The organism is Exiguobacterium sp. FD-YE-25-4 (assembly GCF_057004685.1).
On record NZ_CM168041.1, the window covers coordinates 1,404,138 to 1,422,424 of the forward strand.

At 51.7% G+C, this 18,287-nt stretch carries 15 protein-coding genes and 1 pseudogene; 11 read left to right on the top strand and 5 right to left on the bottom strand.

Annotated elements, in window-relative coordinates; genetic code table 11:
• Window positions 1–10 precede the first annotated feature (10 nt).
• On the top strand, window positions 11–358 hold the full coding sequence (locus AC13H5_RS07250) for a hypothetical protein (protein ID WP_034777445.1): 348 nt from the start codon (window positions 11–13) through the stop codon (window positions 356–358).
• 82 nt (window positions 359–440) lie between these two features.
• Here the strand turns inward: AC13H5_RS07250 and AC13H5_RS07255 are convergent, their stop codons facing one another.
• Window positions 441–1,004, bottom strand: coding sequence for a TetR/AcrR family transcriptional regulator (locus AC13H5_RS07255; RefSeq protein ID WP_034777446.1), 564 nt, complete (start codon window positions 1,002–1,004; stop codon window positions 441–443).
• Window positions 1,005–1,125: 121 nt separating this feature from the next.
• Between AC13H5_RS07255 and AC13H5_RS07260 the strand changes: the two genes are divergently transcribed.
• From AC13H5_RS07260 to AC13H5_RS07285, 6 genes are all read left to right on the top strand, one after another.
• A complete protein-coding gene (locus AC13H5_RS07260; protein ID WP_483546514.1) occupies window positions 1,126–1,998 on the top strand; it encodes an ABC transporter ATP-binding protein in 873 nt (290 codons plus the stop codon).
• The gene (locus AC13H5_RS07265) at window positions 1,999–2,796 is read left to right on the top strand and encodes an ABC transporter permease subunit (RefSeq protein WP_034777448.1); all 798 of its coding nucleotides are present in this window, start codon (window positions 1,999–2,001) and stop codon (window positions 2,794–2,796) included.
• A 66-nt stretch (window positions 2,797–2,862) separates the two neighbouring features.
• Window positions 2,863–3,675 (top strand): aldo/keto reductase, encoded by an 813-nt coding sequence (locus tag AC13H5_RS07270; protein WP_034777450.1) that lies wholly within the window; start codon window positions 2,863–2,865, stop codon window positions 3,673–3,675.
• 217 nt (window positions 3,676–3,892) lie between these two features.
• Window positions 3,893–4,642: a TspO/MBR family protein gene (locus tag AC13H5_RS07275; protein WP_034777451.1), complete on the top strand. Its 750-nt coding sequence runs from the start codon at window positions 3,893–3,895 to the stop codon at window positions 4,640–4,642.
• A 277-nt stretch (window positions 4,643–4,919) separates the two neighbouring features.
• A complete protein-coding gene (gene gltB / locus AC13H5_RS07280) occupies window positions 4,920–9,359 on the top strand; it encodes a glutamate synthase large subunit (RefSeq protein ID WP_483546515.1) in 4,440 nt (1,479 codons plus the stop codon).
• Window positions 9,356–10,807, top strand: coding sequence for a glutamate synthase subunit beta (locus AC13H5_RS07285; RefSeq protein ID WP_483546516.1), 1,452 nt, complete (start codon window positions 9,356–9,358; stop codon window positions 10,805–10,807). Before gltB ends, AC13H5_RS07285 begins: the two co-directional genes overlap by 4 nt.
• 149 nt (window positions 10,808–10,956) lie before the next feature.
• Here the strand turns inward: AC13H5_RS07285 and AC13H5_RS07290 are convergent, their stop codons facing one another.
• From AC13H5_RS07290 to AC13H5_RS07300, 3 genes are all read right to left on the bottom strand, one after another.
• Window positions 10,957–12,276, bottom strand: coding sequence for a Na+/H+ antiporter family protein (locus tag AC13H5_RS07290; RefSeq protein ID WP_034777454.1), 1,320 nt, complete (start codon window positions 12,274–12,276; stop codon window positions 10,957–10,959).
• A gap of 148 nt (window positions 12,277–12,424) precedes the next feature.
• Entirely contained in the window at window positions 12,425–13,135 is a 711-nt protein-coding gene (locus tag AC13H5_RS07295; protein WP_034777456.1) for a YebC/PmpR family DNA-binding transcriptional regulator, read from the bottom strand.
• 79 nt (window positions 13,136–13,214) lie between these two features.
• Window positions 13,215–13,661, bottom strand: coding sequence for a MarR family winged helix-turn-helix transcriptional regulator (locus AC13H5_RS07300; protein WP_034777458.1), 447 nt, complete (start codon window positions 13,659–13,661; stop codon window positions 13,215–13,217).
• Between the two features lie 386 nt (window positions 13,662–14,047).
• Between AC13H5_RS07300 and adhE the strand changes: the two genes are divergently transcribed.
• A complete protein-coding gene (adhE, locus tag AC13H5_RS07305) occupies window positions 14,048–16,639 on the top strand; it encodes a bifunctional acetaldehyde-CoA/alcohol dehydrogenase (RefSeq protein WP_034777460.1) in 2,592 nt (863 codons plus the stop codon).
• A gap of 39 nt (window positions 16,640–16,678) precedes the next feature.
• On the opposite strand, the gene AC13H5_RS07310 is transcribed toward adhE, so the two are convergent.
• Window positions 16,679–16,960: a hypothetical protein gene (locus tag AC13H5_RS07310; protein ID WP_483546517.1), complete on the bottom strand. Its 282-nt coding sequence runs from the start codon at window positions 16,958–16,960 to the stop codon at window positions 16,679–16,681.
• A gap of 211 nt (window positions 16,961–17,171) precedes the next feature.
• Here AC13H5_RS07310 and AC13H5_RS07315 point away from each other — a divergent pair, with 211 nt between their 5' ends.
• The 3 genes and pseudogenes from AC13H5_RS07315 to AC13H5_RS07325 all read left to right on the top strand — a co-directional run bounded on the left by AC13H5_RS07315 (window position 17,172) and on the right by AC13H5_RS07325 (window position 18,216).
• A complete protein-coding gene (locus AC13H5_RS07315; RefSeq protein ID WP_483546518.1) occupies window positions 17,172–17,306 on the top strand; it encodes a hypothetical protein in 135 nt (44 codons plus the stop codon).
• Window positions 17,307–17,352: 46 nt separating this feature from the next.
• Window positions 17,353–17,439: pseudogene (locus AC13H5_RS07320) on the top strand (hypothetical protein); the annotation flags it as partial.
• 324 nt (window positions 17,440–17,763) lie between these two features.
• A complete protein-coding gene (locus AC13H5_RS07325; protein ID WP_483546519.1) occupies window positions 17,764–18,216 on the top strand; it encodes a Panacea domain-containing protein in 453 nt (150 codons plus the stop codon).
• Window positions 18,217–18,287 lie beyond the last annotated feature (71 nt).

Here is an 18,287-nt window from a genome sequence, read left to right on the forward strand (position 1 = left end):
GGGAGTACGAATGCGGTACGAATTTGATTTGATTGACGATGAAAATGATGAGTTTGAGCAGCTGGCGGATAATGTAGGCACGGTCATGGTGTTTGATGAGTCGTGGGAAAATGTCAGCCCGCAAAGCAAGGTGATGATCTCCTTAAGCCGAAATGCCATGATTGGGCTCGGCACGGAGTTGATTCGCATGGCCCACCGCTTTGAAGTCGGTCGACACGTTCATGTTGAACCGATGATGGAAGGACTGGTTTGTCAACGCATGGGTGTTTTCATGACGCCTGAAAGCTCGGAACTGATTATCGCCTGTGGAGACGAATTGGACGTGGATTCGTACATCCCCCCTGAACTTCAAGAGTAGCATCTCTTCTACTACGTTAACGGAATATAAAAAGTCGCCTATCCCTTCTTACACACACATGAAGGGGAAGGCGACTTTTTAGTTATTTCCGGATGATGCCGTGAAGGAAAAATCGGAAATAGTCTTGCATCGAATCGGTCATCGGTGACGTCGACAGGCTCGGGTCGGACAAAATCGCCTGCTGCACGAGTTGGACGTAGCGTAAGTACGAATCGGTCGACAGCTCCGGGTCGATGGCCCCGCTCGTCTTCCCGTACTCAATCAATTGCCGGAATGCGGCGTAGCCTCGTCCTGCCAACTGTTGCCACGAGGCGTCCGCTTGAATCATCGAAGTGATCGTCTCGTCGAACAGCCCGGCCGTCTCGATTTTACGAGACAAAATCTCGATCAGTAATTGATCGAACGGGACGGTGTCAGCGATTTGTGACTCGATCCATCCCATCTGTTCCTCCGTCATTTCGGTCAAGACGGCGACAATCACTTGTTCTTTGGAGCCGAAGTAATTATAAATCGATACCGGTGAGACCGAGGCGGCGCGAGCAAGCTCACTCACCGTGAAACGGGACTGCTTCTCGTTCATTAGCCGAAAGGCGGCGTCTAAGATTGCTCGTCGTTTCGTTTCAGTTCGTTTTGTGAATCCATCCATGATGACCCTCGCTTCTCTAATGTTTTGTAATCAATATACCATTTCCATTTCAAAAAATAACGTGATATACTAGTTTTGTAATCATATATATAATAAATTTCAAAACTAAGGAGTGAGTGCGGTGATTCAAATTAAAGGACTGACGAAGCGTTTCGATGCGTCACACGGCATCTTCGACGTGTCGTTCACGGTCGAGCCGGGAACCGTGTTCGGATTTATCGGACCGAACGGGGCGGGGAAATCGACGACGATTCGTCACTTGATGGGGTTGCTCCACGCTGAATCGGGTGTCGCCACCGTCATGAGACATGATTGCTGGAACGAGAGTGAGACGGTGAAGGCGCTTGTCGGCTATTTGCCTGGCGAGATCAATTATCCACAGGACATGACTGGGGAAGATGTCATCCGACTGACTCGGAAACTTCATGTGACGAGCGCGGAGCGCGAACGGAAGTTGCGTGACGTGTTCGCCTTCGATACGTCACTCAAAGTGCGCAAGATGTCGAAAGGAATGAAACAAAAACTTGCCATCGTCACCTGCTTCATGAAAGATGTGCCGGTTTATATTCTCGATGAACCGACGAGCGGGCTCGACCCGCTCATGCAGGAACGGCTCGTCGATTGGGTCATCGCTGAGAAAACAGCGGGCAAGGCGGTCTTGATGAGTTCCCACCACTTCCCGGAGATGGAGAAGACGTGTGACCGGGCCGCACTCATCCGTGATGGTCGGATGATCATCGAAGCGGAGATGACCGAGTTAAAACGGCATAGTCAGAAGACGTATCGGATCGAATTGAAGGACGAGGCGGCAGCAATGCGGTTGAGCGAAGAAATCGGTTCGCGTAACGGTGTGGTCGTCACCGTCACTTTATCGACGGTCGAAGAGTTGAACGACTTGATTCATCGACTCGCCCGTCACGAAGTCCAATCGTTGTCGAGCGGCACGGACGAACTCGAGCATCTGTTCATGCAATATTATGGGGAGGCGAAATAAATGGTTCTCATCTCGGCACTGTTTAAACAAAATCGTAGCTGGATTCTTGGGTACTCGCTCGGGACGAGCCTCTACTTGTTCTTTTTGGCGGCGGTGTTCCCATCCATCCAAGAGACGGGGCTGATTGAAGGAAAGTTGGATTCGTTGCCACCCGAGTTGCTAGAAGTGTTTAAAATCGACCCGAACTTGGCGATGGACAACGTCATCAATCTGCTCGCGGGCAATTACTATGGGCTCATCTTTTACGTATTGGCCATCCTGTTCGCGCTCACGTTCGCCTCACGGCTCATGGCTAAACCGGTCGATTCAGGTGAGGTCATGCTTTATTTGGCCGCACCGATTTCACGTGCCGGTTACGTGACGGCTAGTATGGTGTTGCTTGTGATCGCGAGTGGTATACTCGTCGGGTTGAACGGGCTCAGTCTGATGCTCGCCAACGTCCTATTTGATTTACAGATCGACATCGGCTTACTGTGGACGCTTCAGTTGAACGCAGGACTGATTCTAGTCGTCCTCGGTGCGCTCGCCTATGTGCTCGCAAGCCTGTTCGACGACAGCACACGGTCATATATGGTCACGGGTGGGATTTTCGCGCTCTTCTTGATGGCGAACGTCTTCTCGGGATTTAGTGACCAGCTCGACTGGTTGAATACGTTATCGATTTTCTCGTTGTTTGACGCCAATGCTCAAATCCAAGGGGAATCAGCGTTTCGTTCTTTCATCTGGTTGGGGGGACTTCTCATCGTCGCCATGCTGTTGTCTTATGGACGTTTTACCCGAAAAGATTTGACGATTTAGTTTTTCGAAATAGAATGACGGGTATGATACAATCAGCTCGAACAGATTGGAAAGGGGAATGATTGTATGCAACTCGCAACGTTACGCAACGGTGTCAAAATTCCAATGATCGGCTTTGGGGTATGGCAAGTCGACAACGAGACGGAGGCGCCACAGGCTGTCGCCGAGGCACTGAAAGTCGGATATCGCCATATCGATACGGCAGCCGTTTATAAGAATGAAGAAGGCGTCGCCAAAGGGATTCAAACATCAGGCGTCGCTCGTGAAGATATCTTTTTGACGTCGAAGATTTGGAACGAAGATATCCGCCAGCGCCGGACGAAAGAAGCGTTTGACGAATCACTCGCTCGACTCGATACGGACTATTTGGATCTCTGCCTCCTCCACTGGCCAGTCGACGGGTTCGTCGAGGCATGGAAAGATTTGATTGACCTCTATGAGGCCGGTAAAATCAAGGCAATCGGGGTGTCGAACTTCAAAGAACACCATCTCGAAACGTTGAAAGAAGCGGGTCTCATGACGCCCCTCATCAATCAAATCGAGTTGCACCCGCAACTGCCGCAACCGGATCTCGTCGAGTATTGCCAAGACGAGGGCATTCAAGTCGAGGCCTGGAGCCCGCTCATGCAAGGGAAGTTCCTCGACATCCCGACTTTCGCTGAGATCGCGGAGAAACACGGCAAGACGCCGGCGCAAGTCGTGCTTCGCTGGCATTTGGACACGGGGAATGTCGCGCTTCCGAAATCCGTCACACCGCACCGCATTCAAGAGAACTTCGAAGTGTTCGACTTTGCGCTCGATGCGGACGACTTGGCGAAAATCGACGCCGTGGCGACGCATGACCGCCTCGGTCCGGACCCGGATGAGATCGACTTCTAAACAATTGATGCTATTGTCCACGAACTCAGGTGGGCGATCCCGAATGCGGTGACACTGCCGTTTCTTTGACACGACTCCGGTTTAGGCCGGGGTCGTTTTATTATGTGTCCAGCGAGTTATTCAAGAGCTAGTCCAGATGTGTATGAGCGTTGGCACATGGGTATAGAAAACTATGCTAATAAAGGAGGTGTCAGGTCTTCTTCGGAGGATCCTACTTATGGACTTATCAAAATGGCCTTTAATCAACTGGCTGGCGTTTTTAGCGACAGTCGTCATCAACTACTTCGCGAGCGGTGAAAATGCGGCCGTGTCGGACCGAATCGATATTTACTTCAAACCGGCCGGCTACGCGTTCTCGATTTGGGGCGTGATTTATATCGCGCTCGCCGTCTGGCTCGTCTTGCAACTGAAGAAAGGGTCGGTTGCGAACCGGCAGGCGAATCGGATGAAAGCGGGCTTTCTCGTCTCGTGTATCTTGAACGGCCTCTGGTTGCTCACGTTCACGAACGAGTGGTTCATCGCTTCGCTCGTCGTCATGATCGCATTTCTCGCGACGCTCGCCTGGCTCTATTACATCGCCTTCCGGACGTCGACAAGTTGGCTCGACCGGTTCCCGTTCTCGATTTATATCGGCTGGGTGTCCGTCGCGACGATCGTCAACGTGTTCGTCGTCATGAACCGAGAAAATGTCACCACGTTGCTCGGGCTCGACGAACTGGCTTGGACGTCGCTCATGCTCATGGTCGGTGTTGTCCTCGCACTCGTCTTCATGTGGTGGCATCGTGACTTCATCTATCCGCTCGTCTTCGTCTGGGCCTACGTCGCCATCTTCGCACGAATCGACAATGCGACGCTTTATGTCGTCCTCGTCAGTGCCTTGATTTTGCTCACCCTCGGTTATGTCGGCTTGATCATTTGGAAAAAACCACGGGCATTCTTGCATCACTCACGAAAAACGGTTGAATAAGGTCGAAAGCAGAAGCGGTAGCTCAATAGACTACCGCTTTTTTGCGAATTTATTTGAGTTCTTATGAACCTATATATCAATATATTTTATGGATAATTATTCTTTATGCATTATAACATGTTTTCAAAAATTGCTTGATAACGCTAATGAATCCGCTTACATCGATATAGTGGTGGACGTGAATTATGCAGAATGGTATACAAGACCCTTGATTTATCAGAATATTTAGAACAAAATAAAATTTACGAAACAAGATCGAGAGAGAGGGGTTGATTCGATGAAGCGAACAGGCTTGTACGATTCACGATTCGAAAAAGACGCATGTGGCATTGGGCTATATGTCAACCTAAACGGAGAGAAGAAACACGACATTGTCAGTAAATCATTATCGATGCTCTGTAAGCTGGAACACCGGGGCGGGCAAGGCGTCATCGATGCCGGAGACGGCGCGGGGATCATGACCGAGCTACCGCACGAACTGTTCCTCGAGACGATGAATTTGCCGACACCAGGTCGCTACGCGGTCGGGATGGTCTTTTTCCAACCTGACGAATCACGGCTGCAAGAAAAGCAACGGCAGATGGAAGCGATTGCCGATGAGTTTGACTATGCGACCATCGCCTGGCGTGAGGTCCCGGTCGATAGTTTGGCCATTGGGGAACACGCCCGGGTGACACAGCCGACGATTTATCAATGGTTCGTTTCTTGCCCATTCGCAGACTACGACTCGAACGAGCGGACACTCTACCAACTCAGACGAACGATTGAGAAGACCGAAGACTTGAATCTATACATGCCGAGTTTATCGACGAAGACGATCGTCTATAAAGGGATGCTGACGCCTGAACAGATTGAGCGATTTTATCTCGATTTGCAGGCGCCGGCCTATAAGAGCACGTTCGGTATCGTCCATTCTCGCTTCTCGACGAACACGTTCCCATCATGGGAGCGGGCCCATCCGAACCGCATGATTGTGCACAACGGAGAAATTAACACACTCCGCGGCAATATCGACGCGATGCGAGCGCGCGAAGGCGTGACATCGACCGATTTGTTCGAGGACGTGAATCAGCTGTTCCCAGTCCTTCAAGAGACGGGCAGCGATTCGTCGATGCTCGATAACGCCTTCGAGTTCTTCACACGGACCGGACGTTCCATCGCTCATACGGCGATGATGCTCATCCCTGAGCCGTTCGCAGAAGTGAAAATAGATCCGTTCAAAAAAGACTTCTACCAATATCATTCATCGATCATGGAGCCTTGGGATGGACCGACTGGTGTCGTCTTCACGGACGGCCGTCAAATCGGCGCCATCTTGGATCGGAACGGACTGCGACCGATGCGTTACATCGAGACGCTTGATGGCGAACTCATCTTGTCGTCTGAGAGCGGCGTCATTCCCGTACAAGCCGAGAACGTGAAGTCGAAACAGCGACTTCGTCCAGGCCAGCTCCTATTGATCGACTTAGAGTCGAAACGCCTCATCCCTGACGCGGAAATCAAACAGACGATCGCGCGAGCCGAGCCGTACGGTAAATGGTTGAAGCAGATGACTAAGCTTGAAGAGTCTCCGGTCGAAGAGCCGTTCGTCGCCGAACTGCACCGGAAACAGCGGGCGTTCGGTTACACGAAAGAAGATATCGAACAATATCTCGTCCCACTCATCCTTGAGAAGAAAGACCCGATTGGTTCGATGGGTCATGACCAACCGGTCGCGGTCTTGTCTGAACGGCCACGCTCATTGTTCCATTACTTCAAACAGCACTTCGCCCAAGTCACGAATCCGCCAATCGATGCATTGCGTGAGAAGATCGTCACGGCCACGTTCACGTGGCTCGGACCACTCGCGAACCCGGTCCACACCGGTCGCGGTCATGCGCGTCGCGTCTGGCTCAAACATCCGTTCCTTGATGCGGCCGCGGTCGAACAAGTGAACGAGACGCTTCGCGTCGAACGGGTCGAGACGACATACGAACACGACCTCGAGGCTGCCCTTGAGACGTTGTTCGAACGTGTCGAAGGGCTCGTCCGCGATGGGGCTGAAGTCATCATCTTGTCAGACCGAAGCATGAACGAAAACCTGCTGGCGATGCCGTCGCTCCTCGTCTTGAGCGCCGTCCACCAACATTTGATTCGCGTCAATCTTCGCGCGTCGTGCAGTCTCGTCGCTGAGAGTGGCGAAGTGCGTGAAGTGCACCAAGCGGCCGCCTTGATTGGGTACGGCGCTGACGCCGTCTATCCGTATCTCGCCTATGCGACGATTGCCGAGGCGGTCGAGGCCGGTCAACTGCCATACTCGTTCACAGAAGCCGTTCGCCGCTATCAGACGGCATCGGTCGATGGCATCGTCAAGATCATGTCGAAGATGGGGATCTCGACCGTACAAAGTTACCGTGGGGCCCAAATCTTTGAGGCGGTCGGGATTGACCGTGCCTTGATCGAACGCCATTTCCGCGGGACGACATCACAGTTGTCCGGTGTCGGTTTCACTGAACTCGAAGAAGAGTCGCGCCGCCAGCATGAAGCTGCCTACGAGCGGGAACGACCGCTCGAGGCCGGAGCCGATTTCCAGTGGCGCGCTGATGGGGAAGAGCACGCCTTCAACCCGAAGACGATTCATTTGCTCCAGCGTGCCTGCCGCGAGAACGAGCGCCGGTATTATGACGCTTACGTCAAACTCCACGAGTCGTCAGGCCAATTCTTACGTCAATTGTTCGCGTTCAAACAACAAGATGCGATTTCGATTGATGAAGTCGAGTCGGTCACTTCGATCGTCAGCCGCTTCAAGACGGGAGCAATGTCGTTCGGATCCTTGTCGAAAGAGGCGCACGAGACGCTCGCCATCGCCATGAACCAAATCGGCGGCAAGAGCAACTCAGGAGAAGGCGGGGAGGACCGGAATCGGTTCACCCCTGATGAGGACGGCAGTGAACGCGTCAGTCGCATCAAGCAAGTCGCGAGCGGTCGTTTCGGTGTGACGGCCGAATATTTGTATCACGCCGATGAGATTCAAATCAAGATGGCGCAAGGTGCGAAGCCGGGTGAGGGTGGACAATTGCCAGGGAACAAAGTATATCCATGGGTCGCCGAAGTGCGCGGCTCAGTCCCAGGTGTCGGACTCATCTCGCCACCGCCGCACCACGACATCTATTCGATTGAAGATTTGGCTCAGCTGATCTTCGACTTGAAGCACGTCAACCCGAACGCGAAAATCAGCGTCAAACTCGTCTCGAAGTCAGGCGTCGGGACGATCGCGGCCGGTGTCGCCAAGGCGAACGCCGACACGATTGTCATCAGCGGCTATGACGGAGGAACCGGGGCGTCACCACGGACATCAATCAAGCATACGGGACTCCCGTGGGAGCTCGGTCTGCTCGAGACGCACCAGACGCTCGCGTTGAACGGACTCCGGGGCCGCGTCACACTCGAGACCGACGGTAAGCTCATGACCGGGCGTGATATCGTCCTTGCCGCCATCTTCGGCGCCGAAGAATACGCGTTCGCGACGGCGCCGCTCGTCGTGCTCGGTTGTATTATGATGCGGGCGTGTCACCTCGACACGTGTCCGGTCGGTGTCGCCACACAAGACCCGGCCTTGCGCGCAAAGTTCATGGGCAAACCCGAACACGTCGTCAACTTGATGACGTTCCTCGCCGAAGACGTGCGAGAGATTTTAGCCTCGCTCGGTGCGAAATCGCTCCGTGACGTCATCGGCCGGACCGACTTGTTAGAGGAAAGCGTCTGGAAACAAGAACATCCGAAAGCGAGAACACTTGATTTGGCACCGATGCTATCGATTCCGACAGCGTTGCCGGAAAAAGAAGAGCTGCCGCATCCGGCCTATCAGTCGTATGACCACCGAAAATTGATCCCGGCCGTATCACGCTCGATCAAGTCGCTTCAACCGACGTTCTTCGTCGGTCGCGTCCGCAACACGGACCGCGCCGTCGGGACGATGCTCGGGCATGAAGTGACGAAAGTGCATGGCAACGTCGGTCTCGCCGAGGATACGATTTCACTTCGCCTCAGCGGATCGGCCGGCCAAAGTTTAGGGGCGTTCCTGCCGAGCGGGATCACGATCTCGGTCATCGGCGACGCGAACGATTACGTCGGGAAAGGCTTGAGCGGTGGAAAACTCGCCGTCATCGCCGAGAAACATGCCCCGTTTGAAGAGAGCGAACAAGTCATCGCGGGGAACGTCTGTCTCTACGGCGCGACGTCCGGGATGGCGTTCTTCAACGGTCATGTCGGAGAACGATTTGCCGTCCGTAACTCGGGTGCGGTCGCTGTGACAGAAGGCGTCGGCGATCACGGCTGTGAGTACATGACCGGTGGGACGGTCGTCGTCCTTGGTACGGTCGGTCGTAACTTTGGGGCCGGGATGTCGGGCGGAGTGGCCTACCTTTACGGGGACCAGGTGTACGAACAACTTGTCAACGAAGAGCTCGTCTCGATTGATCGAGAGTTGACCGATGAAGATGCCGAACAGATTTACGCGTTGCTCGAGATGCACCAGTTCCATACGGACAGTGTGAAAGCGAGAGCCGTACTTGAGGCGTTTGAGCAAGAACGAAAACGCTTCGTCAAAGTCGTACCGCGTGACTATGCGAACGTACTTGACGTCATGCGTCACATCGAGGCGACGCGTCCGGAATTGAGTGACGCCGACCGCGCCCTCGAACTATTCCGCGTCGTGACTGAAGGAGGGGGAGCATGAGACATAAATTTATCGATATCCCACGGGAGACATTGCCAGAACGTTCCGTCCTCGAACGGATTCATGATTACAGTGAATACGCTTCACGGATGGAAGACGGACCGATCGTCAATCAAGCCGAGCGTTGCATGGATTGCGGCACCCCGTTCTGTCACGTCGGGGACATGATCGGTCAAGAGACGATCGGCTGTCCAATCCACAACTTGATTCCCGAATGGAATAAGCTCGTCTCGGATCAAGATTGGTATCGGGCCTACGAACGATTGATGGAGACGAACAACTTCCCAGAGTTTACGGGGCGTGTCTGTCCGGCCCCGTGTGAAGGGTCGTGTACGCTCGGCATCAGCGAGGATCCGGTCGCGATCAAATCGATCGAACGGACGATCATCGACCGCGCGTTCGAGGAAGGTTGGGTCAAGCCACGTCATGTCAAGAAACGGACCGGACACCGTGTTGCCATCATCGGCAGCGGGCCGGCCGGACTCGCGGCGGCTGATCAATTGAACCAGCTCGGCCATGCGGTCACAATTTATGAGAAAGCGGATGAGGCGGGCGGCCTGTTATTCTATGGTATCCCGAACATGAAGCTGGAGAAGGACGTCGTCCGTCGTCGCGTACGGCTACTCGAGGCAGAAGGGATTCGCTTCAAGACGGGCGTCAACGTCGGGACCGATGTGACGATCGAGTCACTCCGTCACACGTACGATGCCGTCATTCTCGCGACAGGGGCTCAAAAACAACGGACGCTCGGCATCGATGGGGATGATGCCATAGGCGTTGAGCCGGCGATGGATTATTTGACCGAGTCGACGCGTACGCTCGGCGGGAAATCGCTCGACGCCCGATACGACGCGAACGGGAAAGACGTCATCGTCATCGGTGGCGGGGATACGGGCGCGGACTGTGTGGCGACGGCGATCCGTCAAGGCGCCAAGTCGGTGACACAGTTCGGGAAGCACCCGGAGAAAGGCATGTTCCGGGCACCGGAACGGCCATGGCCGCTCCAGCCGGACACGTTGTCGACCGATTATGCCTATGCGGAAGCGATTGAACACTTCGACCACGATCCGCGCACGTATTTGATTCGGTCGAACCGGGTTATCAAAGATGGAGACTGTGTCGTCGGGATTGAGACGGAACGGATGGAGAAAATCGTCAAACCCGACGGACAGGCGACGTTCTTCGTCGTCGACGGGTCGGTCGAGACGTATCCAGCCGATCTCGTCCTTGTCGCCATCGGGTTCGAACGACCGGAGCGAGAGCTCCGGAAGGTCGGCATCGAGGCGAACCATGACTATACGTCGAACGTCGAAGGTGTGTTTGTTGCAGGGGATGCTAGACGGGGACAAAGTTTGATTGTTTGGGCAATCCGAGAAGGTCGCGAGGTCGCGGATACCGTCGACGGATACTTGAACACTTGTCAACAACAGCTAAAAACTTCATCATAAAAAGGAGCGACGAATTCGTCGCTCCTTTTTACATGGACATTTAGGAGGAGTCAGAAATGATTATCGAAATCCTCATGTACACCGGGGTTTGGTTTTTACTCGTGCTCGTCTTGCTCGGCACGATTTACGCTCGGCGCAATCGGAAGTGATTACAACACCATGGCGGCGATCAAGCCGAAGACGATGAGCGGGATATTGTAGTGGAGGAACGTCGGCCACACCGTCTCACGCAAGTGGTCGTGTTGACCGTCGGCGTTCAAGCCGCTCGTCGGTCCGAGTGTCGAGTCACTTGCCGGGCTACCAGCATCACCGAGTGCACCGGCCGTCCCGATGATGGCGATTGTCGCCTCGACCGAGAAACCGTATTGGATGCAAAGCGGGACGAAGATGGCCGCGATGATTGGAATCGTCGAGAAACTCGAACCGATTCCTAACGTGATCACGAGTCCGACGAGGAGCATGACGAGCGCGGCGACAAATTGTGAGTCGCCCATGATGCCGCTTGCGCCACTGACGAGCGGATCGATGGCACCGGTCGCGCGGATGACGGCGGCAAAACCGCTCGCTGCAATCATGACGAAGCCGATGAAAGCCATCATGCGCATCCCGCTCGTGAAGATGTCGTCTGCCTCTGACCAAGGGATGAGGCGAAGCAGCGTCAACAGAATGAGTCCTGAGACGGCCGATGCGATCATCGATTCGGTCTGAAGTTGAACGACGAGCACGACGAGGACGACGGCAGCTGTGAGCCAGATTTTGAGCGGGCTCAACGTCCGAATCTCGTAATCAGTAGGCCCGAGTTGAATCGTATCGTACGTCCGCGGCTTCCGGTAGTGGAAGAAGGCGGTGACGAGACCGACGAGCATCCCGAGGGCTGGGATGGCCATGATGCTGACAATATTGACATCACCGACGGCCATGCCGTTCGTTTCCACGTTTGGTAGCAAAATCTCATTCAAGTAAATGCCGCCGAATCCGACCGGAAGTAACATATACGGCGTGACGAGACCGAACGTGAGGATCGTCGCCACGAGCCGGCGGTCGAGCTTCAACTCGTTAAAGAGCACGAGGAGCGGCGGGATGACGATCGGGATGAACGCGATGTGAATCGGTAATGCGTTCTGCGAACTGATTGCTAGTAATAAGAGGAACGATAGCAACAACGCCTTGACGCGCGCCACGCTCTTACCGGTGACGTCGCGGCCTGACATGCTAATCAACTTTTCAGCCAGGACGTCTGGGAGCCCTGTTTTTGACAAACCGACGGCGAACGCGCCGAGTAGCGCATAACTGAGGGCGATGGTAGCCCCTCCGCCAAGACCGTCGCTGAAGGCGGTCAACGTCTCATTGAACCCGAGACCTCCGACGAGACCACCGACGACGGCGGCGAGGATGAGCGACAAGACGATGTGAACTCGACTGATCGCGAGAGCGAATAATACGATAACAGCTAATAAGACAGCATTCATCAATTCCAACACCTTTCTTTCAAAACTCTTTCTCTTGTTATCACTTTAATATGATAAAGACTTTTGAAATTTAACATACGTTTTTCGGGTTGTCAAATCGATTGTTCAAAAAAAGCGATAACTCCGAAAAGTTATCGCTCGTTCATGATCATTCAACGTTATGGTACACCTGGCGCACGTCTTCAAGATCTTCGAGGACGTCGAGCAGTTTTTCGAACTGTTCTTTCGACTCGTCGTCGAGGGCGATCTCGTTTTGTGGCAACATCGTCAACTCGGCGACTTCAAACGTCTCGATGCCTGCAGCTTTGAAAGCAGTCTGGACGGCATGGAACGCTTCTGGTTCCGCATAAACGATAATCGTCTCATCTTCTTCGATGACATCGCGAACGTCAAGATCGTGCTCCATCATGAGTTCGAGTACGTCGTCAGCAGACATGCCGCTGACACCGATGACGGCCGTCGCGTCGAACATGTAAGCGACCGACCCGCTGACACCCATGTTGCCGCCGTTTTTGCCGAAAGCGGCGCGGACTTCAGACGCCGTCCGGTTGACGTTGTTCGTGAGCGTGTCGACGATGAGCATCGAGCCGTTCGGTCCGAACCCTTCATAGCGGAGTTCATCGAAGTTCTCTTCGTCGCCGCCCTTCGCTTTGTCGATGGCGCGGTCGATGATGGCGCGTGGGACGTTGTACGTCTTCGCCCGTTCAACGACGAATTTGAGCGCTTGGTTTGATTCTGGATCTGGTTCCCCTTGGCGGGCGGCTACGTAGATTTCACGGCCGAACTTCGCATAAATGCGACTCGTATTGGCGTCTTTTGACGCCTTTTTCTCTTTAATGTTGTTCCATTTACGACCCATTACATGTCATCTCTCTTTCCATTGTTCGATTGATTCATCCTCGATTATATAAGAAGACGTGGATGTTGACGAGTAAAAATCATCCCTCACTCTTATCCATTTTCTCGACAATCTCCGTCAACGTCTTCAGGCTGTCGATCAATCGATCCGTCTCTTCCTCGTCTAAAAAAGCGAGGCGGTCCTCGAACAAGCGTCGAAACGAGTCGCGGCGCTCGCGAAGAACGAGCTCACCTTTGTCGGTCAACTGGTTCCAGATGACACGGCGATCACGCTCGTCCGGCACGCGGGTGATGTAGCCCTCATCGACGAGCTTCGTGATGAGCGGCGTCACGTTCGGCGGGGCGATCGATAGCGTCTCGCTGATGTGTCCGTTCGTCACGGCGCCTTCATCCTCAATCAACATGAGGAGATGAAAGTGGGAAAAGTTCAAGTTTGGGATTTGCGGGAGGTCGGAACGGCGTAACAACTTCCTGCGGATTAATGGGATCAGTTTTACGAACTGATCGGCTGCGTCTTGTCTCGGCATAGTCATGTCACTTCCTAATTAGGTTCTTTCTTCATTATACACGACCGAGGGCGGGGTGGACGACCAATCCTTGTTGCGTGACAAATTGCACAGCACATCAGACAAACGGGCGTCACAATATATGTAAGCGTTTACATTTGTAAGACTTCATCTTTTCATGAAAACGCATACGATTTTACTGAGCGTCCTATCAAAAAGCAAGACCTATCCTCATTCTTCAAAAAAATATTGTGAAAGAGTTCACATTGTTGTCACGCACAAATTGTCGGAAACGTTGTATTCTATGAATGTGAAGGAAAGCACAAACTCTTAATCAAACCACTGATCGCCCCGTGCTCTCCATCAAGTCAGCAGTATAAGCTCTCATTCATGAGGAGGAACCCAACATGGCAGTTAAAGAGAAAGCAGTAGTGGAAACATCAGCAGAACAGATGGTCGACACGCTCGTCACACGAGCACATACAGCGCTCGACACGTTAATGACGTTTGATCAAGAGAAAATTGATGCGATCGTTCAAGCGATGGCGCTAGCCGGTCTCGAACAACACGTCGCACTCGCGAAACATGCATATGAAGAAACTGGTCGCGGTGTGTTTGAAGATAAGATGATCAAAAACATCTTTGCGACAGAATATATTTATAACTCACTCCGTGGTGAGAAGACGGTCGGCGTCATCGAAGACGATGAGCAAAACGGCATCACGTACATCGCGGAACCAGTCGGTGTCGTCGCCGGGGTAACACCGGTCACGAACCCGACATCAACGACGATGTTCAAAGCAATCATCGCCATCAAAACACGTAACCCGATCATCTTCGGCTTCCACCCGTCGGCACAACAGTGTTCAAGTGAAGCGGCACGCATCCTTCGTGACGCAGCCATCGAAGCCGGAGCACCGGAACATTTGATCCAATGGGTTGAAAAACCGTCACTCGACGCGACGAAAGCACTTATGAACCACCCAGGAGTCGCCATGGTCCTCGCAACAGGCGGTGCGGCGATGGTCAAATCAGCCTATTCGACTGGTAAACCGGCCCTCGGTGTCGGTCCTGGTAACGTTCCAGCCTACATCGACAAGACAGCAAAAGTAAAACGTGCCATCTCGGACGTCATCTTGTCGAAAACGTTCGATAACGGGATGATCTGTGCATCTGAACAAGCGATCATCGTCGACCAAGAAGTTTACGAAGAAGTGAAAGCCGAAATGACGGCGCTCGGTTGCTACTTCTGCTCACCAGAAGAGAAAGCAAAACTCGAGACACTCGTCATTAAAACAGACTCTTGTGCGGTCAACCCTGAAATCGTCGGGAAGCCTGCAGCCTGGATCGCCGAGAAAGCTGGACTTAGTGTTCCGGCCGACACGAAAATCTTGATTGCCGAACTCGAGACGGTCGGCGCGACAGAATTGCTCTCACACGAGAAACTTAGCCCAGTACTCGGAGCCTACAAAGTTCAATCGCGTGAAGAAGGTTTCGCCATCGCTGAGAAGATGCTCGAAATCGGTGGTCTCGGTCATACGGCAGCCATCCACTCGACAGACGACGACGCCATCCTCGCATTCGGACTCCGGATGAAAGCTTGCCGCATCATCGTCAACTCGCCAACGGCACACGGCGGGATCGGTGACCTCTATAACGAAATGACACCATCACTCACACTCGGTTGTGGGTCGTACGGTAAAAACTCCGTCTCTGAGAACGTGACGGCGAAACATCTACTCAACGTGAAAAAGGTGGCGAGACGTCGCGTGAATATGCAATGGTTTAAAGTCCCTGAAAAGATTTACTTTGAGAAAAACTCGGTCCAATACCTTCAATCGCTCACATCGAAAAAACGGGCGATGATCGTTACAGATGAAATGATGGTCAAACTCGGATTTGCCGATAAAGTCGTCAAAAACTTGCCGGCTGGTGTCGAGTATCGCATCTTCGACCAAGTCGAGCCAGACCCATCGGTCGAAACGGTCATGCGTGGTGCCGAAGCGATGCGTCACTTCCAACCAGACATGATTATCGCACTCGGTGGTGGATCACCGATGGATGCCGCGAAAGGCATGTGGCTCTTCTACGAACGCCCAGAAGAGAAGTTCTCGAACCTTCGCCAAAAATTCATGGATATCCGCAAGCGGACGTACAAGTTCCCGACACTCGGCAACAAGTCGATGTTCGTCGCCATCCCGACAACATCAGGTACGGGTTCTGAAGTGACACCGTTCACGGTCATCACAGATAAGAAACGCAACGTCAAATACCCGATCGCTGACTATGCGATCACACCGGACGTCGCCATCGTCGACCCTGAGTTCGTCATGACGGTCCCAGCTTCAATCACGGCTGATACAGGTATGGACGTGTTGACACACGCCATCGAAGCGTACGTTTCGGTCATGGCAAACGACTATACGGATGGACTCGCGCTTCGTTCGATGAAGATGATCTTCGATTACCTCCCGAAAGCGTATGAGAACGGCAGTGACGCCGAAGCGCGTCAGAAAGTCCACAACGCATCGACAATGGCTGGTATGGCGTTCGCGAACGCGTTCCTCGGTATCAACCACTCGATCGCACACAAAATCGGTGGCGAGTTCCATGTCCCGCACGGACGGACGAACGCGATCCTTATGCCGCACGTCATCCGCTATAACGCGACACGCCCATCGAAACTCGCGGCGTTCCCGAAATATGAGTCATTCATCGCCGACGAGCGTTACGCTGAAATCGCGCGCTACCTCGGACTTCCAGCCAGCACGACGGAAGAAGGCGTCGAGTCGCTCATCCAAGCGATTATCGAGCTCGGTCAGCGCTTGAACATCAAGCTCTCGTTCAAAGCCCAAGGCATCAAGAAAGCGGACCTCGACGCGAAAGTCGACAAGATGGCAGTCGACGCGTTCGAAGACCAATGTACGACGGCTAACCCGAAAATGCCGCTCGTCGAAGAATTGAAAGAGATTATGTACGCTGCTTACGAAGGCGTATAAGCAACGAAAGGCGACCACTCAAACGAGTGGCCGCCTTTTTCATGCAAAGAGGGAGAGTCCCATGAACAAGAGGATGATGAATAAAACGATGACGTTTAACCAGACGACAAACTTGATGGCGATTTCGGCCCACCTTATTTCTTTTAACCCAAAATAGAGAAGAGTTGTATAGAAAACGAGACCGCCGACAAGTTGGAACGGGGAGGATGCGACAGATCCGGTATCATATGCATGTAGTACTGTATTGAACAGGGCAAAGAGGAGAAAAGCGTATAAGTAGCGTTTTTTCGTTCGCTGTTGATTCGGATAAACTTGATTCATATGTGGCACCAACCGTCTTCTAATACATTATTTTGATTCTTCAATCATCATACCATTTTCACGGCAGACTAGACCTGTATTTGGTTACAACTCGCCTTATAATTAAAACTCGTTAAAACAATTTCATTTTGTGCTTTACGTTTTCCGATTCCTCAATATAATGCCAATGGAATCAAAAAAACTAAAACATTAAAAAGGACGGGATTTAATTATGAGTGAGATTAAACATATGGCTATTTATTTATGGTTGTCTAGAGATGAAGATGGTATTAGTATTGATACGTTGCTTGAAAATCATCGAAGAATATTGATTGAGTATTGCAAAAAAGAAAAAATGGAAATATGAAGTGTATGAATAAATTGCTTCTGTGGAATAGCAAAACCGACCACAATTAAATGCGATGCTCGAGAAAGTGAATAACAATGAATATGACGCTGTGGTTGTAAGAGTTATTGACCGATTTAGCAGAAATGAATGAAATCTGCTGAAACTCAACAAATATTAATAAAAAATCGAACGTCTATTTCAACTCCTTAATACACATTCAAATGGGATAACATCGGAGATGCTCTATCTTTCGACATGTTGGAAATATTTACTTCATATGAATTAGGTGTATCAAAAGAGCGTTTTAAAACAGGCAAAATCGGAGTAGCTGAAATGGGATATTAGAAAGACAGTATCCCGTCTACTTAGACTTTTACATGTAGAATGTCAACCGAACTATTACTAATTGAATTAAATAAAAATTCACAAATAGGAACATATGTATTACAATAGTTATAGATAGGAGGAGATATTAATGGCGGAAGTCAAAGATGTAGCAAGATACTTTATCGACTTAAGTGTTGAAAGTACTCCTTATGCTATCACTCCTTTGAAATTGCAAAAGTTGCTTTATTATGCTCAAGGATTTCATTTAATTAATACAGGTGACCGACTTTTCAAAGCTGAATTAGAAGCTTGGACTCATGGTCCCGTTGTGCGTAAAATATACAATGATTACAGAAGTTTTGGGTATCATGTAATCCCATCTGAACCATTCGTTAATAAAGACCCACTTTTTGGAGATGAATTGTTGAGTGAAGAAGAAATAGCCACAATTGATGAAGTGTGGGACGCTTTCGGTAATTTAGACGGAAAAACTCTTGAGGAATTAACACATCAAGAAGATCCTTGGCTAAACACTGACATAAACGAAAAAATTGACGTTGAGTTGATTCGAGAATATTTTGAAAATCAATATCAGCATTAAATAAAGGGGCAATTTATTGCCTCTTTTATTTGCTTAAATTTAAATTCCAAATTTTCCGCATAAAGGAGATA